The organism is Blastomonas natatoria, from assembly GCF_003201955.1.
Classification (GTDB): Bacteria; Pseudomonadota; Alphaproteobacteria; order Sphingomonadales; family Sphingomonadaceae; genus Blastomonas; species Blastomonas natatoria.
Genome location: NZ_QJJM01000007.1, coordinates 100813 through 126641, shown reverse-complemented (window position 1 = coordinate 126641; position 25829 = coordinate 100813). Strand labels below are relative to the sequence as shown.

At 63.0% G+C, this 25829-nt stretch carries 26 protein-coding genes; 10 read left to right on the top strand and 16 right to left on the bottom strand.

The features are described 5' to 3' along the window. Positions 1-7 precede the first annotated feature (7 nt). Positions 8-991, bottom strand: a complete 984-nt coding sequence (locus C7451_RS10465; RefSeq protein WP_110298905.1) for a threonine ammonia-lyase — start codon at positions 989-991, stop codon at positions 8-10. 57 nt (positions 992-1048) lie between these two features. Between C7451_RS10465 and C7451_RS10460 the strand changes: the two genes are divergently transcribed. The 6 genes from C7451_RS10460 to C7451_RS10435 all read left to right on the top strand — a co-directional run bounded on the left by C7451_RS10460 (position 1049) and on the right by C7451_RS10435 (position 6827). After that, entirely contained in the window at positions 1049-2254 is a 1206-nt protein-coding gene (locus tag C7451_RS10460; RefSeq protein WP_110298904.1) for a saccharopine dehydrogenase family protein, read from the top strand. 137 nt (positions 2255-2391) lie between these two features. After that, positions 2392-3564: a carboxynorspermidine decarboxylase gene (locus C7451_RS10455; RefSeq protein WP_110298903.1), complete on the top strand. Its 1173-nt coding sequence runs from the start codon at positions 2392-2394 to the stop codon at positions 3562-3564. A 132-nt stretch (positions 3565-3696) separates the two neighbouring features. Next, complete coding sequence (locus C7451_RS10450) at positions 3697-4890, top strand: type III PLP-dependent enzyme (protein ID WP_110298902.1); 1194 nt, start codon at positions 3697-3699, stop codon at positions 4888-4890. A 78-nt stretch (positions 4891-4968) separates the two neighbouring features. Continuing rightward, the gene (locus tag C7451_RS10445; RefSeq protein ID WP_110298901.1) at positions 4969-5397 is read left to right on the top strand and encodes an MAPEG family protein; all 429 of its coding nucleotides are present in this window, start codon (positions 4969-4971) and stop codon (positions 5395-5397) included. A gap of 13 nt (positions 5398-5410) precedes the next feature. Then, entirely contained in the window at positions 5411-5854 is a 444-nt protein-coding gene (locus C7451_RS10440; protein ID WP_110298900.1) for an MAPEG family protein, read from the top strand. Between the two features lie 7 nt (positions 5855-5861). Then, positions 5862-6827 carry a carbon-nitrogen hydrolase family protein gene (locus tag C7451_RS10435; RefSeq protein WP_110299022.1) on the top strand — a complete coding sequence of 322 codons (966 nt, stop codon included), beginning with the start codon at positions 5862-5864 and terminating at the stop codon, positions 6825-6827. Here the strand turns inward: C7451_RS10435 and C7451_RS10430 are convergent. Genes C7451_RS10430 through C7451_RS10400 form a run of 7 tightly spaced genes read right to left on the bottom strand, consistent with a single transcriptional unit; the run spans position 6818 to position 14939 of the window. After that, positions 6818-8023 (bottom strand): class I SAM-dependent RNA methyltransferase, encoded by a 1206-nt coding sequence (locus tag C7451_RS10430; protein WP_110298899.1) that lies wholly within the window; start codon positions 8021-8023, stop codon positions 6818-6820. The genes C7451_RS10435 and C7451_RS10430 overlap by 10 nt on opposite strands. Continuing rightward, positions 8013-9437: an NAD(P)H-hydrate dehydratase gene (locus tag C7451_RS10425; RefSeq protein WP_244181801.1), complete on the bottom strand. Its 1425-nt coding sequence runs from the start codon at positions 9435-9437 to the stop codon at positions 8013-8015. The genes C7451_RS10430 and C7451_RS10425 overlap by 11 nt, the downstream gene beginning before the upstream one ends. Continuing rightward, the gene (locus C7451_RS10420) at positions 9430-9822 is read right to left on the bottom strand and encodes a hypothetical protein (RefSeq protein ID WP_110298897.1); all 393 of its coding nucleotides are present in this window, start codon (positions 9820-9822) and stop codon (positions 9430-9432) included. Before C7451_RS10420 ends, C7451_RS10425 begins: the two co-directional genes overlap by 8 nt. Next, positions 9803-11524: a dihydroxy-acid dehydratase gene (gene ilvD / locus C7451_RS10415; protein WP_110298896.1), complete on the bottom strand. Its 1722-nt coding sequence runs from the start codon at positions 11522-11524 to the stop codon at positions 9803-9805. The genes C7451_RS10420 and ilvD overlap by 20 nt, the downstream gene beginning before the upstream one ends. Before the next feature lie 44 nt (positions 11525-11568). Next, entirely contained in the window at positions 11569-12303 is a 735-nt protein-coding gene (locus C7451_RS10410; RefSeq protein WP_110298895.1) for an N-formylglutamate amidohydrolase, read from the bottom strand. Further along, a complete protein-coding gene (locus C7451_RS10405) occupies positions 12300-13238 on the bottom strand; it encodes a 4-(cytidine 5'-diphospho)-2-C-methyl-D-erythritol kinase (protein WP_167398505.1) in 939 nt (312 codons plus the stop codon). The genes C7451_RS10410 and C7451_RS10405 overlap by 4 nt, the downstream gene beginning before the upstream one ends. A gap of 48 nt (positions 13239-13286) precedes the next feature. Then, positions 13287-14939, bottom strand: a complete 1653-nt coding sequence (locus C7451_RS10400) for an electron transfer flavoprotein-ubiquinone oxidoreductase (RefSeq protein ID WP_110299020.1) — start codon at positions 14937-14939, stop codon at positions 13287-13289. A 114-nt stretch (positions 14940-15053) separates the two neighbouring features. Here C7451_RS10400 and C7451_RS10395 point away from each other — a divergent pair, with 114 nt between their 5' ends. From C7451_RS10395 to gpmA, 4 genes are all read left to right on the top strand, one after another. Beyond that, positions 15054-15827, top strand: a complete 774-nt coding sequence (locus C7451_RS10395; protein WP_146215348.1) for a uracil-DNA glycosylase family protein — start codon at positions 15054-15056, stop codon at positions 15825-15827. 4 nt (positions 15828-15831) lie between these two features. After that, positions 15832-17586, top strand: coding sequence for a lytic transglycosylase domain-containing protein (locus C7451_RS10390; RefSeq protein ID WP_110298893.1), 1755 nt, complete (start codon positions 15832-15834; stop codon positions 17584-17586). 3 nt (positions 17587-17589) lie between these two features. Continuing rightward, on the top strand, positions 17590-18117 hold the full coding sequence (gene moaB, locus C7451_RS10385) for a molybdenum cofactor biosynthesis protein B (RefSeq protein WP_110298892.1): 528 nt from the start codon (positions 17590-17592) through the stop codon (positions 18115-18117). Positions 18118-18240: 123 nt separating this feature from the next. Continuing rightward, positions 18241-18927: a 2,3-diphosphoglycerate-dependent phosphoglycerate mutase gene (gene gpmA / locus C7451_RS10380; RefSeq protein ID WP_110298891.1), complete on the top strand. Its 687-nt coding sequence runs from the start codon at positions 18241-18243 to the stop codon at positions 18925-18927. 9 nt (positions 18928-18936) lie between these two features. On the opposite strand, the gene C7451_RS10375 is transcribed toward gpmA, so the two are convergent. The 8 genes from C7451_RS10375 to C7451_RS10340 form a co-directional block, all read right to left on the bottom strand. Beyond that, positions 18937-19959, bottom strand: a complete 1023-nt coding sequence (locus C7451_RS10375; RefSeq protein WP_110298890.1) for an adenosine deaminase — start codon at positions 19957-19959, stop codon at positions 18937-18939. Between the two features lie 153 nt (positions 19960-20112). Next, complete coding sequence (locus C7451_RS10370; protein WP_110298889.1) at positions 20113-20670, bottom strand: phosphoribosyltransferase; 558 nt, start codon at positions 20668-20670, stop codon at positions 20113-20115. Between the two features lie 57 nt (positions 20671-20727). Next, a complete protein-coding gene (locus C7451_RS10365) occupies positions 20728-21159 on the bottom strand; it encodes a phosphate-starvation-inducible protein PsiE (protein WP_244181799.1) in 432 nt (143 codons plus the stop codon). A 15-nt stretch (positions 21160-21174) separates the two neighbouring features. Further along, on the bottom strand, positions 21175-21318 hold the full coding sequence (locus C7451_RS10360; RefSeq protein ID WP_110298888.1) for a DUF2474 family protein: 144 nt from the start codon (positions 21316-21318) through the stop codon (positions 21175-21177). Then, the gene (gene cydB, locus C7451_RS10355) at positions 21318-22313 is read right to left on the bottom strand and encodes a cytochrome d ubiquinol oxidase subunit II (RefSeq protein ID WP_110298887.1); all 996 of its coding nucleotides are present in this window, start codon (positions 22311-22313) and stop codon (positions 21318-21320) included. Before cydB ends, C7451_RS10360 begins: the two co-directional genes overlap by 1 nt. Before the next feature lie 2 nt (positions 22314-22315). Continuing rightward, a complete protein-coding gene (locus C7451_RS10350) occupies positions 22316-23749 on the bottom strand; it encodes a cytochrome ubiquinol oxidase subunit I (RefSeq protein WP_110298886.1) in 1434 nt (477 codons plus the stop codon). 147 nt (positions 23750-23896) lie between these two features. Then, positions 23897-24805 carry a YghX family hydrolase gene (yghX, locus tag C7451_RS10345; protein WP_110298885.1) on the bottom strand — a complete coding sequence of 303 codons (909 nt, stop codon included), beginning with the start codon at positions 24803-24805 and terminating at the stop codon, positions 23897-23899. 17 nt (positions 24806-24822) lie between these two features. Beyond that, positions 24823-25740 carry a haloalkane dehalogenase gene (locus tag C7451_RS10340; protein WP_110298884.1) on the bottom strand — a complete coding sequence of 306 codons (918 nt, stop codon included), beginning with the start codon at positions 25738-25740 and terminating at the stop codon, positions 24823-24825. Positions 25741-25829 lie beyond the last annotated feature (89 nt).

The following is a 25829-nucleotide window of genomic DNA, read 5'->3' as shown; positions in this document are numbered from 1 at the left end:
AGGATGCTCACGAGGCCAGCGCCCGCGAAAACAGTGCCGGTTCGACATTGCCGCCCGACAGGATGATCAGCGTTCGGTCGTCGACCTCGACCTTGCCCGCGAGCACCGCCGCCAATGCGACCGCACCACCGGGTTCGAGCACCAGTCGCAACCGCTCGTGCGCATGGCGCATCGCGCGGAACACCTCTTCGTCCGAGACGCTGACCGCTTCTGCCTTGCGATCCTTCAATATCTCGAAGGTGAGCGGCGAGACAACGGGGGTCTGAAGCGCATCGCACACCGTATCGGGAGCATCGGGCTCTACCGGAACGATCTTCCCCTTGCGCAGCGAACGGCCCATATCATCCCAGCCGTCGGGCTCGACAATGGTCATTTTGGCGCCGGGCATGGCAAGCGCGATGCCAGCCGCAAGCCCGCCGCCGCCACAACACGAGACAACCCGGTGCGGATTGATGCCGGCCTGGGCGATGATCTGGACCAGCGCCTCGAGTCCTGTGCTGCCCTGCCCCTCGATGATCCACGGATCGTCGAAGCTTGGCACGACGACAGCCCCGGTTTCGCCGGCGATGCGGTTGGCAATGGCAACGCGGTCCTCGGTCCGCCGGTCATAGGTGATGACTTCGGCGCCATAGCCCCGGGTCGATTCGATCTTCCGCGAGGGGGCATCGGCAGGCATGACGATCGTCGCCCTGATCCCAAGTCGCTTGGCTGCCCAGGCGACACCCTGCGCATGGTTGCCGCTGGAAAAGGCGACAACGCCGCGCGCACGCTCGTCTTCGCTGAGGTCGGACAGACGATGCCAGGCTCCGCGAATCTTGAACGCGCCGATTGGCTGCAGGCATTCGGCCTTGCACCACAGGGTCATTCCCTCATGCTTCAACGGCATCAGAGGCGTCGGCGGCAGGATCGCGGAAATCTTCTTCGCGGCGCGCTCGATGCCTTCGCGGCTCGGTTTGCGGTCCGGGGAAAGGGGATCACTTGGTTCTGTCATGCAGAGCCTCTATATGCACCCGCTGACAGCAATTCCAGCAATAAGGAAGATAGGGCCTTGGGCAAGATTCTGGTTATCGGTGCGGGCGGCGTGGGTTCGGTCGCGGTCCACAAGATGGCGATGAACACCGGCATTTTCAGCGAGATCACGCTGGCGAGCCGCCGCATCGCCAAATGCGACGCGATCGCCGAATCGGTGCTGAAGCGCACAGGCGTCAAGATCGCCACCGCCGAGGTCGATGCCGACGATGTCGACGCGACCGCCGCGCTGATCGAGAAGGTGAAGCCTGATCTGGTCTGCAATCTCGCCCTGCCCTATCAGGACCTTGCCATCATGGATGCGTGCCTGAAGACCGGCGTGCATTACATGGACACCGCCAATTACGAGCCGCGCGACGAGGCGAAGTTCGAATATGGCTGGCAATGGGCCTATCACGACCGGTTTAAGGACGCAGGCCTGATGGCGCTGCTCGGTTCGGGCTTCGACCCTGGCGTCACCAGCGTGTTCGCCAGCTATATCAAGAAGCATCTGCTCGACCGGATCGACACGCTCGACATTCTCGACTGCAATGGCGGCGACCATGGCCAGCATTTCGCCACCAATTTCAATCCCGAAATCAACATCCGCGAAGTGACCGCGCCGTCGCGCCACTGGGCGGATGGCGAGTGGGTCGAAGGTCCGGCGCTCAGCCACAAGCAGGTCTTCGATTTCGAGGGCGTGGGCGAGAAGAACATGTACCTCATGTACCATGAGGAGCTGGAATCGCTCGCCAAGCACTATCCCGAGATCAAGCGCATCCGCTTCTGGATGACCTTTGGAGATGCCTATCTCAAGCATCTGGAAGTGCTGCAGAATGTCGGCATGACCCGGATCGATCCGGTGATGTACGAAGGCCGCGAGATCATCCCGCTACAGTTCCTGAAAGCGGTGCTGCCCGAACCCGCCTCGCTGGGCGAGACGACCAAGGGCAAGACCAATATCGGCGACATCGCCACCGGCGTGAAGGACGGCGAGCAAAAGACGGTCTATGTCTACAATATCTGCGATCACGAGGATGCCTATGCCGAAACTGGCAACCAGGCGGTGAGCTATACCACTGGCGTCCCGGCCATGATCGGCGCGGCAATGATCCTGACCGGCGCGTGGAAGGGAGAAGGCGTGTTCAATATCGAACAGTTCGATCCCGATCCGTTCATGGACATGCTCAACCAGCATGGCCTGCCCTGGCAGGTCAGGGAACTGGAAGCGCCGCTGGCATTCTGATGCCACGAAAAGCCCTCTCCCCTTCAGGGGGGAGGGTTGGGAGGGGGGCATGCGGCCTCCCGATAGTCTGACAACCTGGAGAGCGAGTTCCCCTCTCCCCGACCCTCTCCCCTCCAGGGGAGAGGGGGAGAAGTTCAATGGAAACCAAGGCCGGCGATCCCGGTGCCTTTCGGCATTTCGACCTGAACCGCGTGCCCTCGCCCGCATTCGTGGTGGACGAGGCGGCGGTGCGGCGCAATCTGGCGGTGCTCGCCGATGTGCGCGACCGGGCGGGTATCAAGATGCTCGCTGCGCTCAAGGCGTTCTCGTTCTGGCAGCTCGGCGATGTAGTCAGCGATTATCTCGACGGCACCTGCTCGTCGGGGCTCTGGGAAGCGAAGCTCGCCTCGCACCATTATCATGGCGAGATCGCGACCTATTGCGCGGGCTACAAGGCGGAGGACCTGCGCGAGATCCTCAAGCTCTCCGATCATGTCATCTTCAACAGCCCCGGCCAGATCGCGCGATTCGCCCCGCTGATCGAGGAAGCGCGCGCTGCGGGCCAGAGCTTCGACATCGGCCTGCGCATCAACCCCGCGCTGCCGCTGGGCGAGACCGAGAAATACGACCCCAGCCAGCCGCACAGCCGCCTCGGCCATCCCATTGATCAGTTGCGCCCCGAGCATCTCGAAGGCGTGTCGGGTATCCATTTCCACTCGCTGTGCGAGCAGGATCTGGTGCCGCTGCAGCAGATCTGGACCAAGCTCGAACCTCTGTTAGAACCCTATTTCAACCAATTGAAATGGCTCAATTTCGGTGGCGGCCATCATATCACTCGGGCCGACTATCAGCGCGACGAGCTGGTCGAGTTCCTGATCGCGGTCAAGGCGCGCACCGGCTGCGAGATTTATCTCGAGCCGGGCGAAGCGGTAGCATTGGATGCAGGCATTCTCGTCGGCGAACTGCTCGATGTGTTCGATAACGGTATGAAGGTGGGAATCACCGACATTTCGGCCACATGCCATATGCCCGACGTGATCGAGGCGCCCTATCGTCCGGCGATGCTTGGCGAACGGTCCGACGCAGAACCGATACGGCTGGGCGGACCTTCATGCCTCGCCGGCGACATTATCGGCGACTATGGCCTGCCCGTCCCGCTGGAGCCGGGCCAGCGCTTCGCGTTTCTCGATCAGGCGCATTATTCCATGGTAAAAACCAATACGTTCAACGGGGTGCCGCTGCCTTCTATCTGGCTGTGGAACAGCGATGACGACAGCCTGCGCGAGATCGCATCCTTCGGATACGAGACGTTTCGCGACCGGCTGGGTTAGCAATTCGGTAGCAATTTTTTTCTTTACACGCGGGGCTGCGAACCCTATTTCGGCGGTCCGCTGCCCCAGGGGGACTTCCAATAACCGCAAGGCAGCCTTGTTGTTTGACTGATTTTTTGGGGGTCCCTTGAGTTGCACGAATATCTTGATGCGCTGGAGCTGATTCAGGCTCTGAACCCGGCACAGCCGGTTACGCTGAACCGTCCGCAAGCGGCCACCCGCGCGGCGCGTTTCTTCGTTGATCGCTTTCCTGGCAAGTCGCTCTACGCGGTCAAGGCGAATCCGTCGCCCGACCTGCTGCGCGTGCTGTGGAACGCGGGGATCACGCATTATGACGTCGCCTCGATCGCCGAGGTGCGGCTGGTGGCGGAAACGCTTCCGCAAGCGACCCTGTGTTTCATGCACCCGGTCAAGACCCCCGAAGCGATTGCCGAAGCCTATCATATTCATGGTGTGCGCGTGTTCTCGCTCGACAGCCGCGAGGAGCTCGACAAGATCGTGGCCGCCACCGGTGCGCCCGACGATCTGACGCTGTGCGTGCGCCTGCGCGTCTCGTCCGAACATTCGGAGCTCAGCCTCGCATCCAAGTTCGGTACCGAACTGATCGACGCGCGCGAACTGCTGATGGCAGCCCGCCAGGCGGCAGACAGCCTGGGCATCTGCTTCCATGTCGGCAGCCAGGCGATGAGCCCGCATGCCTATGTGCAGGCGCTCGACCGCGTCCGCGCGGCGATCGTCGACGCATCGGTCACCGTGGACGTCATCGATGTCGGCGGTGGCTTCCCTTCGGCCTATCCGGGCATGCAGCCCCCGCCGCTCGAAGACTATTTCGCGATCATCGAACGCACCTTCGAAAGCCTGCCGATCAGCTATTCGGCGGAACTGTGGTGCGAGCCGGGCCGCGCGCTGTGCGCCGAGTACAACTCGATCATCGTTCGGGTCGATCGTCGCCGTGGCGAGGAACTGTACATCAACGACGGTGCCTATGGCGCGCTGTTCGATGCCGCGCATATCGGATGGCGTTTCCCGGTCCGCTATCTGGGCAACCAGCGCAGCAGCACGACCGAGGATTTCAGCTTTTTCGGTCCGACCTGCGACGATATCGATTATATGGCCGGTCCCTTCCCGCTGCCCGCGGACATCAAGGCCGGCGATTATATCGAGATCGGCATGATTGGCGCTTATGGCGCAGCGATGCGCACCGGCTTCAACGGGTTCGGCACGAGCGAGCATTACACGGTCGCCGACGAGCCGATGCAGTCGATGTACACGGGCGAGGCCCGTCCGCATTGGCGCGCCGACAATGTGGTCAGCATCAATCGCTGATCCAGCAAACGCGTTGCAATTGACAATCTATCTGAGCTGACGCAGTTTCCTTCCCCATAAGCGGGGAGGAAACTGCGTATGTCTGCCAATGTTCTGACGCCAGCCGCAGTGCTGGTGCTCTGGTCGCTCGTCATGCTGTTCTGGATGGCGGGCACGCGCCTGCCCAACGCCAAGAAGCTGGGCGTCGATATTTCCAAGGCCGTGGGAGGGCGCGGCAGCGATCTCGATCCGATGCTGCCACCGCAGGCCGCCTGGAAATCGCACAATTACGCGCATCTGATGGAACAGCCGACCATCTTCTACGCGACTATTGCGATCGTCGCGATTGCCGGAGCCGGGACTGACGGTGTCAATGTCGCACTCGCCTGGGGCTATGTGCTGATCCGCATCGTGCACAGCATCTGGCAGGCCACCGTCAACAAGGTCCAGACGCGCTTCCTGCTCTTTCTCGCCTCGACCTTCTGCCTGATCGTGCTCGCGATCCGCGCATTGCTCGCCACGCTTTGAAAGGGCTCCGAAAATGACTCAGGCCATCTTGCAACCGGTCGTCGTCCTGCTTGCCTGGACCATGTTCATGTGGGCGTGGATGTACGTTACCCGGATACCGGCGATGCAGCAGGCGAAGATCGATGTCGCCAATCTGAAGGGCGGCACCGGCAAGGACCTCGACGCTGTTCTGCCACAGTCGGTTCAGTGGAAAGCGCACAATTACAATCATCTGCTCGACGAACCGACGATCTTCTATGCAGTATGTATCGTGCTCGCGATCATCGGTCACGGCGAGGGGATCAACGTCGCGGTGGCCTGGCTGTATGTAGCGCTGCGCATCGCGCACAGCCTGGTGCAGGCGACGGTCAACCGGGTTGCCGTCCGCTTCCTGCTGTTCGCCTCGTCGAGCATGTGCCTGATCGTGCTGATCTTCCATGCGGCGATCCCGATCTTCGACCTGCACCTGCATGGGTAACCACGCGATGGTTCGCGCTGCGATCATACAGGCAGCGCCGATCCCCCTTTCCGTCACCCAGGGCATTTCTGCCCTGCCCGCCCTCATCGAACCGGCGCTCGATCAGGGCGCGACGATCATCGCCTTTGGCGAGACGTTTCTCGGCGGTTATCCGCTCTGGCTCGACGAGGCACCCGGCGCGGCTTTGTGGGATCATCCGGGAACGCGCGCGCTGCATGCGCTGCTGCTCGAAGAGGCGATCCGGATCGGCGATCCACGCCTGAGCCCGATCCAGGATCTGGTCGATCGGAGCGGCGCGCTGGTCAGCATTGGTGCGCATGAGCGGATACGATCAAGTCTCTACAACTGCCAGTTGCTGCTTCGCCCCGGCCAATCGCCGCTTATCCATCGCAAGCTGGTACCGACGCATGGCGAGCGGCTGATCTGGGCGCGCGGCGACGGATCGACGCTCGGCACGCATACCGCCCCCTTCGGCCCGGTCGGCAGCCTGATCTGCTGGGAGCACTGGATGCCGCTCGCTCGCGCTGCCATGCACAACCAGCGCGAGGCGGTGCACATCGCCGCCTGGCCGACGGTGCGCGAGACCTATGCCATCGCTTCGCGCCATTATGCTTTCGAAGGCCGCTGCTTCGTTCTCGCCGCCGGGACCGTGCAGAACCGAGAAGACGTGCTGGAAGGCCTCGATCTTTGCCACCTCGACGCCGAGGCTCGCAAGGCCGCGCGCGCCCTGATCGAAACCATGCCCGAAGGACAACTCCAGTTCGGCGGCAGCATGATCGTCGGCCCGGATGCGACCATTCTCGCTCAAGCCGGGACAGGCCACGAGACCCTGGTCGCCGATCTCGATCTGCATGACATAGGCCAAGGGCTCGCCGCGCTTGATACCGATGGTCATTATGCGCGCCCGGACGTGTTCGAGCTTCGCGTCAATACGCGCGCGCGCGATGGCGTGGTGTGGAACGATCAGGACTGACGGACGAACAGGCTCGCCAGTTCGACATGCGTCGACCAGCGGAATTGCCCGACCGGCCATAGCGTGTCGAGCACGAAGCCTGCGTCGCACAGGATGCGCGCGTCGCGCGCGAATGTCGCGGGGTTGCAGCTCACATAGCAGACGCGGCTGATCGACGAGCCGGCAATGGCACGCACCTGTTCCTCCGCTCCCGCACGTGGCGGATCGAGCACCAGCCCGTCGAGCCGGTTCAGCATGTCGCGCTGCACCGGATTGCGAAACAGGTCGCGGTGCTCGGTAAAGACCGGCAACTGGCGCGCGTCGGCGGCAGCCTTCAACGCAAGGATCGGATCGCGCGCTGCTTCGGCCGCATAGATTCGGCGACCCGGTGCGATCAAGTGGAAGGCAAAACTTCCGAGCCCCGCGAACAGATCGGCGACCATGCGGCAGCCATCCAGCGCCTCGCGCGCAGCCGTTGCCAGCACCTCCTCACCATCTCGCGTCGCCTGGAGAAAGCTTGCTTGCGGAAAGCGCACCGCGATATCCCCAAAGGTGATCGTGGCGGGCACCGGCTCGTACTGGGTCTCGGGGCCGAAGCCCTGATCGATCGAGAGCCGCGCCAGTTTCTGCGCCTCGGCGAAACCGGAGAGCATTTCGTGCTGTGCCAGCGTCTTGGGTGCGATCCCGGTGATCAGCACATCGACCCCCTGATCGATTTCCGTCAAGTCGACACTGCCGGAAATCCGCACTTCCGGCCAATTCGACACGAGAGTGCGGACGGCCATCATGACGTCATGCAGTCGCGGGGTCACGATCTCGCATGTGCGGATATCGACCAGATCGTGGCTGCCTTGGCCTGCAAAGCCCAGGGTAACCTGCCCGCCCTTGCGGACATAACGCAGCGACGCACGCCTGCGGCTGCGCGGTGGCGAGAGATGTACCGGGCGGACATCGCGCGCGACGATATCCTTGGCAGCGAGCGGCCCCGTGACACGGTCACCCACGAAATCGGCTAGAGCGGCATCGTCGACATGCTGCAACTGGCAGCCGCCGCACAAGCCGAAATGCGGGCATGGCGGCACGGCACGATGCGGACCGGGCAAGATGCTCCCATCGGAGCAGATGGCATCCCCCGGGGCTGCTCCGGCGACATGCCGGCCCGAAGCGGTGACGCCATCGCCGCGCGCCGCAATGCGGACAATCAGGTCATCGCTCAAGACAGGCCTCCAGGGCTTGGCGCAGGGCCGTGGCAAGCTGCAGCGCGCTGAACGCCGGTCCTGCGATTTTGGCGGCACGATCGTGCAGCCACACAGCCTCGGCCATGGCGTCGAACGGCTGGGCATGACCTGCTAACCGTGCCGCCATGCAGCCGGCGAGCACATCGCCGGTGCCCGCAACCGACAACCACGAACAGCGCCGATCGGCAATCACCGCGCGGCCATCGGGTGCAGCGATCACGGTGTCTGAGCCCTTGTAGAGAACGAAGACATCCAGCTTTTCCGCGAGCGCCGCTGTTCGCGCGAGCTTGTTCATCGCATCGCTGCCCGTCTCACCTCCCAGCGCCTCGAACTCGCCCTGATGTGGTGTCAGCAGCACAGGCGCGCCGCGCCCCTTCAGGCTCCCGAACTTTTCGGGAAGCAGATGCAGGGCGTCGGCATCGATGATCAACGGGTGCGGGCATGCCAGCGCCAGCATCAGAAGGTTGCTTGCCGTGTCACCGCGCCCCAGGCCAGGGCCCACAACGACCGACCCAATTCTCGGATCCTGCAACGCTTCGGCAACCGCGCCCGATCCATCTGCACGCTGCCAGACGATGTCTGCAGGCAGTTGCGGTGGCGCATCGCCAGGCCCGATCAGCTTCACATAGCCGGCAGCTGCCCCTTGCGCTCCATGGGCTGAGAGCAGCGCCGCACCGCTCATCTCGCCGACCAGTACAGCGACCAGACCGCGCCGATACTTGTGCGAACGGGCATCGGGCGGCGCGATCCCAGGGCGCTCGATCCGGCGGACCTTGGCCGCCTTAGTACCGACTCCGATTTCGACCAGGCTGAGTGCGCCGCAATCGCTGGCCACCGGCTCCAGCAGATGCGCATGTTTCCAGGCGCCGAGCGCCAGCACATGGTCGAAATGCAGCGGTTCGTTGAGCCAGACCGCACGGTCGGCATCGGCACCGCTGGGCAGATCGACAGCGAAGCTGCGCTGGGCCTGGTGCACCAGGGCTGCAAACTTCTCCCACAGCGCCGATTCGAGCGGACGCGTCAGCCCGCTGCCGAACAGGCAATCGACCACCTGCGTCGCCGGCCTTGCATCCTCGAATGCCATGACCTCGCCATGATAGCGCGCCCGCGCATTCCGCGCCGCGTCGGTGCGCGGATCACTCAGGGCGGCGACGGTAACCTGGACACCCCTTGCACGTAAAAACTCAGCGATAACATAGCCATCGCCGCCGTTATTGCCGGGACCACAGAGCACCAGGGTGGGCGTCGTGCCGCCAATGCGCCAGATCATCTGGCCCGCCCCCTCGCCCGCGCGCTGCATCAGCGCATCGACCGACACGCCCGATTCAAACATCGCCTGTTCGGCCGCCACCATCTCCGCGACCGTCAGCAGGGCGGCTCCGCGATCAGCCACCGCCTGCGCCAGGCTTGATCGTGGCGGGGATACGATACCGATCATCGCCGACCGAAAGCTGGATCCGGCCATCGGACAGAGGGGTTACCACCGCCTCTTCCGCGCCATCTGCAGACACGAGACCACGACCATCGGTGACAATCTCGAAACGGCGAAAGCCGCCATCGGGGTGGCGCAGCACCAGTTCGCGCCGATCGCCGCCCTGCACACGCTCGACATCGCATTTCTCGGCAAATTCGGCCTCGCCCGCCAGCGCGCAGGCGATGCGGCTATCATCGCCGCCGGCGACATCCGCCGGATCGGGGGGGGCAGTGTCGGTCGAACAAGCCGCCAGCAGGGCGAACCCTGCCACCATAGGCAGCGCGTCAGATATCCGCAAAGACATGCGTTTCCGCCTTTGCACCCGGGTGCGTAACCGCGCCCTTGCTCGCCGGACCGACATTCTGGGCATAGCGCCACAAGGCACCTGCCTGATAGTCGTTGGTGCGCGGTTGCCAGGCCTTGCGGCGCTCGGCCAGCACGGTCTCCTCGACATGCAGGTCGATCGTACCAGCCTCGGCGTCGATCGAGATCAGGTCGCCATCCTCGACCAGCGCGATCGGGCCGCATTCCGCCGCTTCGGGACCGACATGGCCAATGCAGAAACCGCGCGTCGCGCCGGAAAACCGTCCATCGGTGATCAGCGCCACGCTTTCGCCCATGCCCTGACCGTAGAGCGCGGCGGTCGTCGACAGCATCTCGCGCATGCCGGGGCCGCCCTTGGGTCCTTCGTAGCGGATCACGATGACCGAGCCCTCCTTGATCTGCCGCGCCTCGACCGCTGCGAAGCAATCCTCCTCACAATCGAACACCTGGGCCGGCCCTGTGAACTGCAGCCGGTCCATGCCCGCCACCTTGACGATCGCACCATCGGGCGCCAGCGAGCCCCTCAGGCCGACCACACCGCCGGTTGGGCTCAAGGGGGTCTTCACGTCATAGATGACCTTCTGGTCGGGGTTCCAGGTAACCTGGTCGATATTTTCGCCCAGCGTCTTGCCCGTCACGGTGATACAGTCGCCGTGCAGCAATCCGTTTTCGAGCAGCGTCTTCATCAGCATGTAGACGCCGCCGGCCTCATACATGTCGCGCGCGACATAGCGGCCACCGGGCTGGAGGTCGGCGATATAGGGCGTCGTCTTGAAAATTTCGGCCACGTCGAACAGGTCGAAATCGATGCCCGCCTCGCTTGCCATCGCCGGCAGATGCAGACCGGCATTGGTCGAGCCACCGGTTGCCGCGACGACACGGGCCGCATTTTCAAAGGCTTCGCGCGTGCAGATGTCACGCGGCCTCAGGTTGCGTGCCAGCAGTTCCATCACCTGCTCGCCCGCGGCAATGGCAATATCGGCGCGGCTTTCATAGGGCGCGGGCATCATGTTGCTGTTGGGCAACGACAGGCCGATCGCCTCTCCGACGCAGGCCATGGTGTTGGCGGTATACTGCCCGCCGCATGCGCCATGGCCGGGGCAGGCGACCTTTTCCAGCGCGATCAGATCCTTGAGCGGGCAATTGCCGGCAGCATGCTTGCCCACTGCCTCGAACACATCCTTCACCGTGACGTCGCGGCCATCATACTGGCCGGGCAGGATCGAACCGCCATAGACGAAGATCGATGGGACGTTGAGCCGCAGCATCGCCATCATCATCCCGGGCAGCGACTTGTCGCATCCGGCAAAGCCGACAAGCGCATCATAGCAATGACCGCGCATCGAAAGTTCGATGGAATCGGCAATGACTTCGCGGCTGACAAGCGAGCTCTTCATACCCTGATGGCCCATGGCGATGCCGTCGGTCACGGTGATGGTGTTGAATCGGCGTGGCATGCCGCCCGCCCGGTTGACGCCATCGCGGCAGACATCGGCCTGCGCGTTGAGCGTCGTGTTGCACGGGGCGCTGTCATTGCCTGCGCTGGCAATCCCCACGAAAGGCCGCGCAATCTCTTCTTCGGTCAGCCCCATCGCATAATAATAGCTGCGGTGCGGCGCGCGCTCGGGACCCACCGAAACGTGGCGGCTGGGCAGTTTCGACTTGTCGAACGAATGTGTCATGATGGGGCCTTTCTCTGGCCGCGCTCTTTCCAAAATCGGGCGCGCTACGCAAGTCTATTGCGGCATCCCAGCAGTACGGGTGCCAATATCTCCGCCATGCGGGCGGCCCCGGCGGCGTCCGAAACCTGGTCCTGCCGCATTTCGACCCCCAGATAGGCGCGGCCCGGGGCTTCGGCATGGCGGTTCATCGTCGCGTTGAGCAGCGCGCCCGAATAGGGCAACTGGTCGCCAACATTCAGCCCGGCCCCGGCAAGCAGCGGAATGGCGATCCGGGCCGCCCGGTCATCGCGATTGTACAATATTCCGATATGCCAGGGCCTTGCCTCTTCAGGCCGGGTCGCAAGTTCGGGCGTGAAGCTGTGCAGCGAGAAAATGAACGGCTCTGCCATGGCGGCCAGAGTCCGCGCCACGGCGTCATGATAGGGGCGGTAATAGGCCGCAAGCCTGACTTCGGGATCGACGCCCAGGTTTCCCGGAATATCGATTCCGTCGCTGGTCAGCGGGATCAGACCTGCGGCATCCTCCTCGCGATTGAAGTCGATCACCAGCCGCGAAACCCGCGCCAGTACCGCGCCGCACCCTATCTTTTCACACAGCAACCGGGTGACTTCGGCGACGCCAATATCGATCGCGACATGCTGCGTCATCACTTCCGGTGGCACGCCCAGATTGATGCCGTCGGGCACGTGGTTGCTGGCATGATCGGCAATGATGACGATTTTTTCGCCTGCTGATCCCGGCTTTGGCGCAATGATTTCATAGGGTTGAAATCCATTCATCGCAGCAATCCTGACATAAGCCACCATTCTGGCTGTTCCGCAGCGATGATCTGGTGCGCCGACTGGCACGCTGAAACCGAATCGAAAAGTGCAAAGCAGCTCGCCCCGCTGCCAGACATGCGCGCCAGCCGGACACCGTGGGCGGCACTCAGGCGTTCGAGCACCTGCCCGATCTCGGGCACCAGGGCGCGTGCCGGGGGTTCGAGATCATTGCGGCCAAGCGCGATCACCGCCTCCAGGCTGGACGTATCGAGCGGCCCTCGGTCCTGCTGATCCCAGCCCTTGAACACCGGCGCCGTGCCGAGCGGAATACCGGGATTGGCGAGCAGGATCGGCGTTCCGGACAGGCCCGGCAGTTCCAGCGCTTCCAACGCCTCCCCCCTGCCCTCGACGCGCAGGCTCTGGCTGATGACACAGGCTGGAATGTCGGAGCCCAGCGTTTCCGCAATGGCGCACAGCGCACGGTCGTCCAGCCCGCAATTCCAGAACCGGTTGAGCAGGCGCAGGGCGGCGGCGGCATCGGCAGAGCCTCCGCCGATGCCGGATGCAACAGGGAGGTTCTTGGTGAGATGGAGATTTGCGCCCGCCTGTCCACTATCCATGATCTGCAACCCATCCGAGTTCCCGAGCGCAGTCGAGGGACGTGCTCGCATCGGTCGCGGATACGTCCCTCGACTTCGCTCGGGACAAACGGAAATTAGCGATCTGGCAGCACGGTACACCAGGTTTTCTGGGCCGGTATCTAGACCTTGCGCGAAAGGCCCCTCGATAGAGAGCGTCAGAAGACCATCATTTCGCGGCTCTGCACGAAGCACATCGCCAGAATCGACAAAGGCAAACAGGCTTTCAAGCTCGTGATAGCCGTCTGCACGCCGCCTGCGGACGTGGAGCGCGAGATTGATCTTGGCATAAGCGGTTTCGATGAGCACCGGCACGGGTTCCTGAGAAAAACCCCTCCCCGATGCGGGGAGGGGCGAACCGCCTTACATGTTCGGATAGTTCGGGCCGCCGCCACCTTCGGGCACCACCCAGTTGATATTCTGGCTCATTTCCTTGATGTCGCAGGTCTTGCAATGGACGCAGTTCTGCGCGTTGATCTGGAAGCGCGGATTGCCCTCCTCCTGTCCGACCACCTCGTACACGCCCGCCGGGCAGTAACGCTGGGCCGGTTCGTCATAAAGCGGCAGGTTGACCTGGATCGGGATGCTCGGGTCCTTGAGCTGCAGGTGAACCGGCTGGTCTTCCTCGTGATTGGTGTTCGACAGGAACACCGAGGACAGACGATCAAATGTCAGGACACCATCAGGCTTGGGATAATCGATCTTCGGGTACAGGTCCGCACGGCCCATATGCTTGTAATCGGGATCGTGCTTCATGCTGATCGGCAGGCCTATGCCAAGCTGGCGCATCCACATGTCTATGCCGCCCAGCACCGTACCGATGGTGCCGCCAAACTTGTCGACGCAAGGCTCGACATTCTGCACCTTCTTCAGCTCCTCGGCGATCCAGCTGTCGTTCAGCGTTTCCTGATAATCCGACAGTTCATCCGAAGTGCGATCGGCCTGGATCGCGCGGAATGCAGCTTCGGCGGCGAGCATGCCCGATTTCATCGCGGTGTGGCTGCCCTTGATGCGCGGCACGTTGACGAAGCCTGCGCTGCACCCGATCAGCGCACCGCCCGGGAAGGCGAGCTTGGGCACCGACTGCCAGCCACCCTCATTGATCGCGCGCGCACCATAGGAAACGCGCTTGCCGCCCTCCAGGATCTTGCGGATTTCCGGATGCGTCTTCCAGCGCTGGAATTCCTGGAACGGCGACAGGTGCGGGTTCTGGTACGAAAGCGCCACGACAAAGCCGAGCGCAACCTGGCCATTGGCCTGATGATAGAGGAAACCGCCACCCCAGGCATCGTCGAGCGGCCAGCCCTGGGTGTGGATCACCCGGCCCGGCACGTGCTTCTTGGGGTCGATGTCCCAAAGTTCCTTCAGGCCGATACCATAGACCTGCGGCTCGCAATTCGCCTCGAGATCGAACTGACGCTTGAGGATCTTGGTCAGGTGTCCGCGCGCGCCCTCGGCAAAGAAAGTGTAGCGGGCATGCAGTTCCAACCCCGGCGTGTAGTCGGCCTTGTGCTCGCCGTCCTTGCCGATGCCCATGTCACCCGTGGCGACGCCCTTGACCGAGCCGTCCTCGTTATACAGGATTTCCGCTGCGGCGAAGCCGGGGAAGATCTGGACTTCCAGTTCCTCAGCCTTTTCCGCGAGCCAGCGGCACAGATTGCCGAGGCTTCCGGTATAGGTGCCCTTGTTGTGCATGAACGAAGGCGTCGCGATATGCGGGATCGCCATCTTCTTCGTCTTGGTCAGCACCCAGTGATGGTTCTCGGTCACGGGGGTGGCGGCCATCGGACAGCCCTGCTCGCGCCAATCCGGAATAAGCTCGTCGATCGCCCTGGGGTCGAACACCGCACCCGAAAGAATATGCGCGCCGACTTCCGAGCCCTTCTCGATCACGCAGACTTCGATTTCCGCGTTGTTTTCCGCAGCCAGCTGTTTGAGCCGGATTGCCGCAGACAGGCCCGCAGGTCCTGCGCCGACAATCACGACGTCAAAAGGCATGGATTCGCGTTCACTCATCTCGTGTTCCCCGTTGCTCAGGATGGGGCCTGTGCCATAAGGCGATGGCATGCCCCTTCCCGTTCACTCCAATAGCGCCAAGAGCGCCAAGTCAACCCGCTTTGGGGTATCAACGTGCTGACACCGGTGAACGATCCCCTGCGCGAAGCCCAGAGCCTGGTCGACTGGTGGCAGCTGGCGGGCGTCGAATGGGATTTCGTCGATACGCCCAATGACTGGCTGGCCGATGACCTGCCGACCGCCAGTGCGACGCCGCCAGCTACGGCATTGCCGCATCGCAGGCCTGCGCCCGCGCTCGCACAGGCCGCCATCGCCCCGCCGCCGCCACAAGCGCCGGCCTCGCTGACACTGCCCGATACCCTGGAAGCCTTTCAGGCTGCCTGGAAACAGGGTTCGCTTGCGGCCGATGGAGGCGATGGACGGCATATTGCCCCCATCGGAACGGCAGGCGCGCGACTGATGGTGCTGACCGGAGCGCCCGAACGTGATGACGAGGAAGCCGTGCTTTCGGGCCGGGCGGGCCGCCTGCTGGACAATATCGCCCGCGCCTGCGGGATGAGTCCGGATGGAATCTATCGCGCCTCGCTCTTCCCGAGGCTGGTGCTCGATAATCAGGCGGCACTGCCGCATCTTCCGATCTGGACGAGAATTGCCAATCACCATATCGGGCTGGTCGCGCCGGAAATGCTGGTGGTTGCGGGCGAAGACACCGCCAGAGCGCTGCTGAAACACGATCCATCGCAAAATCCAACCGATTTGCATTTTCTTAACCATGGTGGGCGGACTGTCAAAACGGTTGTCACGCGCAAGCTCAGCCTGATGTTTAATCGCATCGCGCCAGAGAAGAGCATGGCGTGGAAGCAATGGCAGCTGCTGCTCTTGGAGTGAGACCTTGCTGAAGAAAGCGCTGATCATAGCCGGGGGCGCGGCCCTGATCTCCTGCCAGCCTGCAATGGCCGAGGAAACATCCTACAGCTATTTTTCCAGCCGTGTCGCCAGGACCCAGGTGCCGGAGCTGCTGTCCTCGTCAGACCGCCAGTATTATACTGAAGTCTTTGCCGCGATCCGCGGGCAGAAGTGGGCCAGGGCCGGCGAGTTGCTCGACAGCCGCGACAAGGGCCTGCTTCACGAGATCGCTCGCGCCGAGCTCTATCTTGCAGCCAATTCGCCCCGTATCGAGATGGGCCCGTTGCTCAGCCTGCTCAACGCTGCACCGGAGCTGCCGCATGCCGAGCGGCTGGCGACCCTTGCGACCAAGCGCGGTGCGACGATCCTGCCCGATCGGCCTCAGATGGTCCGCATGGCAAGCTTTGGTGGCCTGACCCGGCGAGGCAAGCCGCGCAGCATTTCCGACGGCACCGTGCCGCCGACGCTCGCTGCCCAGATTCAGGAACGCATAGTTGCCGATGACCCGGCGGGCGCAGCCGCTGCACTGGCCGAACAGGTCGACACGCTGAGCCCCCATGCCCGCACCGAATTGCAGCAACGCGTGGCATGGTCCTATTATCTCGAAAATCGCGATCAGGAAGCGCTGGACATGGCGAGGGCCGCGACGCTCGGGTCTGGCGAGTGGCTCGGCGAAGCGCACTGGACCGCAGGACTGGCCGCGTGGCGCCTTGGCAATTGTGCGGCAGCACTGCAGGGTTTCGAAGGCGCGGCAGCCAATGCCTGGAACGAGGAACAGCGCGCTGCCGGTTATTACTGGGCCTCGCGCGCGGCGACGCGCTGCCGTCGTCCTGACCTGGTTCAGGCCAATCTGCGTGCGGCAAGCCAGTATGGCGAAACGCTGTACGGTGTGCTCGCAGGCGAACAGCTGGGACTGGCCAGCCCCGCCGCGCGCACGCCGGACTTCAGCGACAGTGACTGGAAGGATCTGAAGGACAGGCCGAATGTGCGCCGTGCCATCGCCCTCGGGCAGATCGGCGAATCGACGCTGGCCGATCAGGTTCTTCGGCATGAGGCGCAGATTGCCGGCGACAGGGCGCACGACGCGCTGCTGCGACTGGCACGAGATCTCTCGATGCCGCAGACCCAGATGTGGCTGGCGCATAACGGCCCGCAAGGCAGCCGTCCGGATACGTTCGCTCGTTTTCCGTCACCGCGCTGGGTGCCGATCGAAGGATGGCGTGTCGATCCGGCGCTGGTCTATGCGCACACCCTGCAGGAATCGAACTTCCGTAGCGACGCGCGCAGCCCCGCTGATGCCCGCGGGCTGATGCAGGTGTTGCCGGGCACCGCGCAGGACATGGCACGCGCCCGTGGCCAGTCGGTCAGCGCAACCGACCTTTATCAGCCGTCGGTCAATCTCGAATATGGTCAGCGGTATCTCGAGTTTCTCAGCAAGCGATCCGAAACCCAGGGCCTGCTGCCCAAGATCATCGCCGCCTATAATGCCGGCCCGCTGCCGGTCAGCCGCTGGAACAGCAAGGTGCGCGACAATGGCGACCCGCTGCTGTTCATCGAATCGATCCCCTATTGGGAGACGCGCGCCTATGTCGGCATCATCCTGCGCAATTACTGGATGTACGAAAAGCAGGCCGGGGTGAATTCGAAGAGCGCAACCGGCCTTGCCCAGGGCATGTGGCCACGCTTCCCGCATGCGGGGGGAATCGAGCTTGTAAGGCTCGATACGGTGCAGAACAACTGAGCGATGGCGATCGACGAATCGCGGGTCTTCAGGCCCATCAACATCGCGCTGTTGACGATATCGGACACGCGCACCGCTGCAGACGATAGCTCAGGCGACATTCTCGCCGGGCTGATCACGGGCAAGGGTCACAGGCTGATCACCCGCGCGATCGAGAAGGACGATGTCGCGAGGCTCGTGGTGCGGCTGAACAACTGGATCGACGATCCCGAGATCGACGCGATCATCTCTACCGGTGGCACCGGCCTGACCGGTCGCGACATCACCCCCGAGGCGCTTGACCGGGTGAAGGACAAGGACATTCCAGGCTTCGGCGAACTTTTTCGCTGGCTCAGCTATCAGACGATCGGGACCAGCACCGTCCAGTCGCGGGCCTGCGCGGTGCTGGCGCGCGGCACGTACATCTTTGCGCTGCCCGGATCGAACGGCGCGGTGAAGGATGGCTGGAATGGCATTCTCAACGAGCAGCTCGACAGCCGCAACCGGCCCTGCAATTTCATCGAGCTCATGCCGAGGTTGCGCGAGAAATAGCTTCGATGGCCACTCCGGCGGGCTTCGCCGCCGGGTCCTGACCCATCTGCCGAAGGCGAAACGGGGTTGCGCGCTCGGGACCGGGCGCTAAACGCGCTCCCAAGATCAAAGGAGACGCCTCGCATGCCTCAGCTTGTCCTCATCCGTCATGGCCAGTCGCAATGGAACCTGGAAAACCGCTTCACCGGCTGGTGGGATGTCGACGTCACCGAAAAGGGAGCGGCCGAGGCGCGTGCGGCGGGGCAGCTGATGCGCGACAAGGGGCTGGATTTCGATATCGCCTTCACCTCGCTGCAGACCCGCGCGATCAAGACACTCAATCTGGCGCTGGAAGAAATGCAGCGTCTGTGGCTGCCGGTCGAGAAGGACTGGCGGCTGAACGAGCGCCATTATGGCGGGCTGACCGGGCTCGACAAGGCCGAGACCGCCGCCAAGCATGGCGACGAGCAGGTGCATATCTGGCGCCGCAGCTTCGACATTCCGCCGCCGCCGCTCGACGCGGGTTCCGAATTCGACCTGTCGAAGGACCGCCGCTATGCCGGGATCGCGATTCCCGATACCGAGAGCCTGAAGAACACCATCGCGCGCGTTCTGCCCTATTGGGAAAGCCGCATCGCGCCTGAACTGAAAGCGGGCAAGCGCGTGATCATCTCGGCGCACGGCAATTCGCTGCGCGCTCTGGTCAAGCATCTGTCGGGCATCGCCGATGATGCGATTACCGGCCTCGAAATCCCGACCGGCCAGCCCATCGTCTATCAGCTGGATGACAATCTGGTCGAAATCGAGCGCTATTATCTGAGCGAGCGCTGAGCCCCACGATCAGGCGAAATGCGCATCATACAGGTCGATCTCGGCCAGCAAATGCGCTTTCGCCTCTTCGGGGAGGAATGATCCGGTGAAGCTGTTAGCAGCGAGCGTGCGCAAGTCGTCGCGGCTCAGATCGAGCGCTGAGGCGATTGCCCGGTAATTCTCGTTCACATAGCCGCCAAAATAGGCGGGATCGTCCGAATTGACCGTCGCGCGAATACCGGCGTCGAGCATGCGCTTGACCGGACTCTGGCCAATCTCGTCGATCACGCACAGCTTCAGGTTGGACAGCGGGCAGACGGTCAGCGTCATCCCGTCGGCGACGATCCGCTGAACAAGCCCCTCGTCTTCGAGCGCGCGGTTGCCATGGTCGATCCGGTCGACATTCAGGATGTCGAGCGCCTCGTGGACATATTCGGGCGGCCCTTCCTCGCCGGCATGCGCGACGATCTTCAGGCCCAGCGAGCGCGCACGGGCAAAGACGTTGCGGAATTTCGACGGCGGATGGCCGACTTCGGAAGAATCGAGACCGACCCCTGCGATCCTGTCCAGAAACGGAACCGCCTCGTCCAGCGTCGCTTCGGCGCTGGCCTCGTCGAGATGGCGCAGGAAGCACATGATCAGCCGCGAGGTGATCCCCCATTGCTTCTCGCCATCGGCCAGCGCGTCGGAAATGCCGGTGACGACATCGGCAAAAGCGACGCCGCGCTCGGTATGGCCCTGGGGATCGAAGAACATCTCGACATGGCGGACATGGTCGGCATGCGCGCGTTCGAGATAGGCCCAGGTCAGATCGTAGAAATCCTGCTGCTTCAGCAGCACCGCCATGCCCTGATAATAGATATCGAGAAAATCCTGCAAATTACTGAAATTGTAAGCGTTTCGGATTTCCTCAACGCTCGCAAACGGAATGGATACGCCGTTGCGCTGTGCCAGGTCGAACAGCATTTCGGGCTCTAGCGAGCCTTCGATATGCAGGTGGAGTTCGGCCTTGGGCAGGCGGTCGATATAGGCGTAGCGCTGATCGGGGGTCATGGTAGCAGGTTATGCCAAGTGGCGCGGATGGGCGCAATTCCCATCGCCAACTTTCGTCACCCCTGCGCATGCGGGGTCCCGCTATTCACACCACCGTCGACAGGGAAGCTGGATACCCGCGTTCGCGGGAATGACGATTGGATGAGTGCCGTTCTATTCGCCCAAGATGATCCTCGCCCCCGGCTTGTGCTCGCGGATCTCCTCGACGCTCAGCCCCACGATCTCGTGCGGAAAAACCAGCCATTGCTCGGTTTCGTGGACGAAATAATCGGGCGTCATGTCGGTCTGATTGCGTGAGGGCTTGTAATAGACCGTGGCGATCCGCCAGTCGTGAGGCATGTTGTAGCGGCACTTGGCCGCAAGCTCGTGAATGAACGCCTGGATAGACTTGCCGCTATCGAACACATCGTCGACCACCAGCAGCCGATCCTCCGGACTGAGCGTGTCCACCAGATAGCCGAGCGCATAGACGCGCACATCCTTGCTCTGCTGATCGATGCCATAATAGCTGGCCGTGCGGATGGCGATGTGATCGGCATCGATCCCGTGATATTCCAGCAGTTCCTGCACGGCGATCCCCACCGGAGCGCCTCCGCGCCAGATCCCGACGATATGCGTGGGCTCGTATCCGCTCTCGACCACCTTCATCGCCAGGCGATAGCTGTCCTCCAACAGGCTGTTGGCGGTAATATAGTGCTTTTCGCTGGTCATGGGCTGGGCTTTGCTTGGAGCGTGGATATTGCCTTCATGCCACCAGCAATGCGGTGGTCAACCCCTGCCGGCCCGCGTGATCACCACCGCTGCGATGGCCAGCAACAGGATCGCGCCCGCCTCGAACAGGATCTTGTCCGGTGCCATGTCCTTGCCCTGCAGCACGATCAGCCGCGCCAGCGCGGTGATCGCGATGAAGATCGGATATACGAACGGCGACCCGCGCCCGGTATAGAAGACTGCGATCATGCCGATGACTTCGGTATAAAGGAACATCAGCAGGATATCGGCGAGCGAGATCGTGCGCGCAGCCAATATGCCGCCTACCTCGATGCCCGCCGCGCCCAGGGTCATCAGCGCGACCAGAATCAGCAGCACGTGCTCGATCAGATGGAAGCCGCGCACCGCGAGGGTATCAGCGGTCAGGTTCGGATTTGCGCCCGCATCAGGAAGAGGGTCGACCGGGTCTGCCATGCCGCAGAATAACATGGCATCGCCCGCGCGTCAGGCGTTAATCCACCATCTGATGGCATAGGCGACCAAACCGATCACCCCGACCGAGATCAGCCAGATGACGACCATCCAGCCGAGCCGCTCGGCCAGCGGTCGCGCGTCGCCGCGATCGGCATTGTCGGGGTCGAGCGCCATCAATGATACCCCTCATCCCCCACCTTGCCGCGGAACACCCAATAGGCCCAGGCGGTATAGCCGATGATCAGCGGCACGATGAACAAAGTGCCGACCAGCATGAACAGCTGGCTGCTGGGGTGCGTCGCCGCGTCCCAGATCGTTACTTCTTCGGGCACGACATAGGGGAACATGCTGATACCAAGTCCGATCATGCCGAGCAGGAACAGCGCCAGCGTCAGCAGGAACGGGGCATAGTCGTGCCGCTTCCGGAGCGAACGGAACAGCAGGATGGCGATGACAGCGACCAGGAGCGGCACCTGCGCCGAAAACAGCACGTTGGGGAAGGTGAACCAGCGTGCGAAATATTCGGCCTCGAGGAACGGGGTGTAGAGGCTGACCGCGCCCAAGGCGAGCAACGTCGCGGGAAACAGCTTCCAGCTCATCCGGAAGGCATGGTCCTGCACCGGGCCTTCGGTCTTCATGATCAGCCAGGTCGATCCCAACAGCCCATAGCCGATCACCGTGCCCACGCCGGTGAGCACCGAATACAAGCTCAGCCAATCAAGCCAGCCGCCCGCATAGGCGCGGCCCTCGACCTCAACGCCCTGCAGCAGCGCGCCCAAAGTCACGCCTTGCGCAAAAGCTGCGACGAACGATCCGGCGGTGAAAGAGAAATCCCAGAACGGCTGGTGATTGGGGTCACGCCAGCGTCCCTCGAATGCCACCCCGCGCAGCACCAGACCCAGCAGCATCGCGATAATCGGCGGGTAGACGGCGGGCAGGATGATCGCATAGGCGAGCGGAAAGGCCGCGAGCAACCCTCCGCCGCCGAGCACCAGCCAGGTCTCGTTGCCGTCCCAGACGGGCGCGACCGAATTCATCGCCTTGTCGCGCTCGGCACCACGGCCCAATGCCGGAAAGATGATGCCGATGCCCAGATCGAACCCGTCCATCACCACATAGGCGAACACGGCAAAGGCGATGATGAACGCCCAGATGATGGTGAGATCCATGCTCATGCGCCCTCCTCCATCATCGTCCCGCTGAGGCCGCGCTGCGTGCTGTCGGCCGCAGCTGGCGTGATGCCGGCGCTGCGCAGAGGACCAGAAGCAGCAGCCTCTTCATGACCGGTGGCAGGCTTGCTCATCAGCTTGAGGATATAGGCGGTGCCCGCACCGAACATGATGAAGTAGGTGACGATGAAGGCGACCAGCGAGGCGCCGACGGCAGGGGCTGCGAGCGGCGAAACGCTGTCCGCCGTGGTGAGCAGGCCATAGACCGTATAGGGCTGGCGGCCGACCTCAGTCGTCACCCAGCCCGCAATCACCGCGACGAAGCCCGACGGGCCCATCACCATCGCGGCACGGTGCAGCCAGGGCCAGTCGTACAGCTTGCCCCGCACCCGGGCGAGCAGGCTGAACAATCCAATCCCCAGCATCGCAAAGCCGATGCCGACCATCACGCGGAACGACCAGAACACCATGCCCACCGGCGGGCGTTTGTCTTCGGGCAAGGTGTCCAGCCCCTTGAGAGGTGCGTTCAGATCATGCTTGAGGATGAGCGATGAGGCCTTCGGAATTTCTATTGCGTAATCAATGCGCTGCTCCTTGCTGTTGGGAATACCGAACAGGATCAGCGGCGCACCATCGGGATGGCTCTGATAATGGCCTTCCATCGCCATGACCTTGGCCGGCTGATGCTCGAGCGTGTTGAGCCCGTGCATGTCGCCGGCAAAGATCTGCAGAGGCGCGACCAGAGCCGCCATCCACATCGCCATCGAGAACATGCGACGGGCGCGGTGATCTGCCCTGTTCCTGAGCAGGTGGAACGCGCCGACTGCACCGACAACGAAGGCAGTCGTCAGATAGGCCGCCATCACGGTGTGCACGAGGCGGTAGGGAAAGCTGGGGTTGAAGATGATCGCGAGCCAGCTCTCGCCGGGCACGAACTGGCCGTTCTCGGCGATCAGATGCCCGGTAGGAGTCTGCATCCAGCTGTTGACGCTCAAAATCCAGAAAGCCGAGATGAACGTGCCGATCGCGACCATCAGCGTCGCGGTGAAGTGCAGCTTGCGCCCCACCTTGTCCATGCCGAACAGCATCACGCCAAGAAAACCGGCTTCCAGGAAGAACGCGGTGAGCACTTCGTACGCCATCAGCGGGCCGATCACCGGGCCGGTCTTGTCCGAGAAGACCGACCAGTTGGTGCCGAACTGGTACGACATGACGATGCCCGATACGACGCCCATGGCAAAGGCGATCGCGAAGATCTTGCGCCAGTATTTGAACAGGTCGAGATAGGTGCTGTCGTTCGTCTTCAGCCAAAGCCCTTCGAGCACCGCCAGATAGCTGGCGAGCCCGATAGAGAAGGCCGGGAAGATGAAGTGGAAGCTCACCGTGAAGGCAAACTGGATCCGCGCCAGCAACAGCGCGTCAAAACCGTCAAACATCGGCGCGATCTCCCGTCTCGCTCCGTCGCATATCGGTGACCACCGGCAAGGCTCCGGTCCGTTGGTCTGCGACTGTCATTCAATTATGACACGGCAAGACTAACGGCAATATGACACAATGTCCAAGATGCCAGCCACCAGCTATCGTCAGGCTTTCAGATACTTGCCGAAATGTCCCAGCGTTCGCTCCCAGGCGAGCTTCGCTGCCGCCTCGTCGTACCGGGGGGTGGTGTCATTGTGGAAACCGTGGCTGGTGCCGGGATAGAAATGCGCTTCGTAGGTCTTGCCATTCGCCTTGAGCGCCGCCTCGCAGGCCGGCCAGGTGGCATTCACCCGCTCGTCATTTTCGGCAAAATGGATCAGCAGTGGCGCCTTGATCGCGGGCACCTCCTCAGGCTTGGCCTGGCGACCGTAAAAGGGTGCGGCCGCAGCGAGATCGGGATAGGCCACGGCCAGCGCATGGCAGACGCCGCCGCCATAGCAGAATCCGGTAACGCCGACCTTGCCGGTGCTCGCGTCATGCGCGCGCAGGAATTCGAACCCGGCAAAGAAGTCTTCCATGAGCTTGGCCGGTTCGAGCGAAGCCTGCATCGTGCGGCCCTCGTCGTCGGTGCCGGGATAGCCGCCCAGTGACGTCAATCCATCAGGCCCCAGCGCAAGATAGCCCGCCTTGGCAAGACGCCGCACGACATCCTCGATATACGGGTTGAGCCCGCGATTTTCGTGCACCACCAGCACGGCGGGCAGCTTGCCCCTGGCATCGGCGGGCCAGGCCATCAGGCCCTTGACCGTACCGTGACCTTCCGGGCTCTTGTATTCGACGCGCTGGGTCCGGATTGCCGGATCGTCGGGCGAGACCTGCTGCGCCAGGGCATAATCGGGGCTGAGCTGGCTCAGGATCATGGCGCCGGTCACTCCCGCTGCCGCATAGCGACCCGCCTGGCTGATGAACTCGCGTTTGCTCAGCTTGCCATGCACATAGCCGTCGAAAATCTCGAGAATGTGCGGGTGAAAGTCGCTGGCGCGCATCCGGCGCGGGGCGGTGCTGTCGGTCATCGATGATCCTTTCTCGATCAGGCAGGCGATGTATCGCCAAAAGCTGCAAGCGCGGCACGGGCGATTTGTTCCCCCCATTCCTGCACGAAATGCCCGCCTTCGGGAACGATCATCGGTTCGGGGCAGCCCCGGATGATCGCCCGCAACCGTTCCATCGGCTCCACGCCCAGCACCGGATCGGCCGCGCCCACGGCCATGAAGCTCGGTCCTGTCCAGTCTTGCGACCAGAAGCGTGCCGCCGCCTTGCCGTGCTCCACTCCGGGCATGTCTGGCGACACCGGCACCAGCGCGGGAAAAATCTGCGCGCCCGCCTTGTACTCAGGGCCCGGATAGGGAGCATCATAAGCGGCGATTTCCTGCTCGGTGAGATGCGGTGTGCCACGGGCAATGATCCGCCCGACGGGCAGATCGGGCGTGGACAGTGCATAATTCTTCCAGGCATCGAAGCCCGGACCAGGGCTTGTCCCCTGACCCAGACCGGTGTTCATCACGATAAGCCGGGACAGGCGCGATGCAAAACCGGGGTCTGCCGGCAACGTCAGCCCGAGCAGCCCGCCCCAGTCCTGCACCACCAATGTGATGTTGCGAAGATCCAGCCGTTCGACGAGCCGCAGCAGATGGCTGCGGTGGAAGTCGAAACTGTAATCCTTCTGCCGGACTGGCTTGTCGGATCGTCCGAAACCGAACAGGTCGGGCGCGACCACCCTCGCCCCGCTTTCGAGGAACACCGGGATCATCCGTCGGTAGAGGAACGACCAGCTCGGCTCGCCGTGCAGGCAGAGGAATGACCGGTCGGCATTGTGCGGCCCGGCGTCGACCCAGGCCGCTCGCAGCCCCTCATATCCCGGCAGGTCCTCCGCATAATGCACCGGAAAGTCGAAATCCGGAACGGCCGCAAAGGCCTCGTCAGGGGTCCGCAGCGCCTCTATCGTCATGATTGCCTCTCCTGGATCTGTTGGCATGCCGCTGTTCGAGCGCGGGCACAGCCGCGTTACCATTGCCCGTACTGCCCGCTAGACCGCCA

Bases quoted from the DNA above. Each gene is read 5' to 3' on its own strand.
- C7451_RS10465 (WP_110298905.1), bottom strand. From the start codon at position 991: ATGACAGAACCAAGTGATCCCCTTTCCCCGGACCGCAAACCGAGCCGC.
- C7451_RS10455 (WP_110298903.1), top strand. From the start codon at position 2,392: ATGGAAACCAAGGCCGGCGATCCCGGTGCCTTTCGGCATTTCGACCTG.
- C7451_RS10445 (WP_110298901.1), top strand. From the start codon at position 4,969: ATGTCTGCCAATGTTCTGACGCCAGCCGCAGTGCTGGTGCTCTGGTCG.
- C7451_RS10440 (WP_110298900.1), top strand. From the start codon at position 5,411: ATGACTCAGGCCATCTTGCAACCGGTCGTCGTCCTGCTTGCCTGGACC.
- C7451_RS10435 (WP_110299022.1), top strand. From the start codon at position 5,862: ATGGTTCGCGCTGCGATCATACAGGCAGCGCCGATCCCCCTTTCCGTC.
- C7451_RS10420 (WP_110298897.1), bottom strand. From the start codon at position 9,822: ATGTCTTTGCGGATATCTGACGCGCTGCCTATGGTGGCAGGGTTCGCC.
- ilvD (WP_110298896.1), bottom strand. From the start codon at position 11,524: ATGACACATTCGTTCGACAAGTCGAAACTGCCCAGCCGCCACGTTTCG.
- C7451_RS10410 (WP_110298895.1), bottom strand. From the start codon at position 12,303: ATGAATGGATTTCAACCCTATGAAATCATTGCGCCAAAGCCGGGATCA.
- C7451_RS10400 (WP_110299020.1), bottom strand. From the start codon at position 14,939: ATGAGTGAACGCGAATCCATGCCTTTTGACGTCGTGATTGTCGGCGCA.
- moaB (WP_110298892.1), top strand. From the start codon at position 17,590: ATGGCGATCGACGAATCGCGGGTCTTCAGGCCCATCAACATCGCGCTG.
- gpmA (WP_110298891.1), top strand. From the start codon at position 18,241: ATGCCTCAGCTTGTCCTCATCCGTCATGGCCAGTCGCAATGGAACCTG.
- C7451_RS10375 (WP_110298890.1), bottom strand. From the start codon at position 19,959: ATGACCCCCGATCAGCGCTACGCCTATATCGACCGCCTGCCCAAGGCC.
- C7451_RS10370 (WP_110298889.1), bottom strand. From the start codon at position 20,670: ATGACCAGCGAAAAGCACTATATTACCGCCAACAGCCTGTTGGAGGAC.
- C7451_RS10365 (WP_244181799.1), bottom strand. From the start codon at position 21,159: ATGTTATTCTGCGGCATGGCAGACCCGGTCGACCCTCTTCCTGATGCG.
- C7451_RS10360 (WP_110298888.1), bottom strand. From the start codon at position 21,318: ATGGCGCTCGACCCCGACAATGCCGATCGCGGCGACGCGCGACCGCTG.
- cydB (WP_110298887.1), bottom strand. From the start codon at position 22,313: ATGGATCTCACCATCATCTGGGCGTTCATCATCGCCTTTGCCGTGTTC.
- C7451_RS10350 (WP_110298886.1), bottom strand. From the start codon at position 23,749: ATGTTTGACGGTTTTGACGCGCTGTTGCTGGCGCGGATCCAGTTTGCC.
- yghX (WP_110298885.1), bottom strand. From the start codon at position 24,805: ATGACCGACAGCACCGCCCCGCGCCGGATGCGCGCCAGCGACTTTCAC.
- C7451_RS10340 (WP_110298884.1), bottom strand. From the start codon at position 25,740: ATGACGATAGAGGCGCTGCGGACCCCTGACGAGGCCTTTGCGGCCGTT.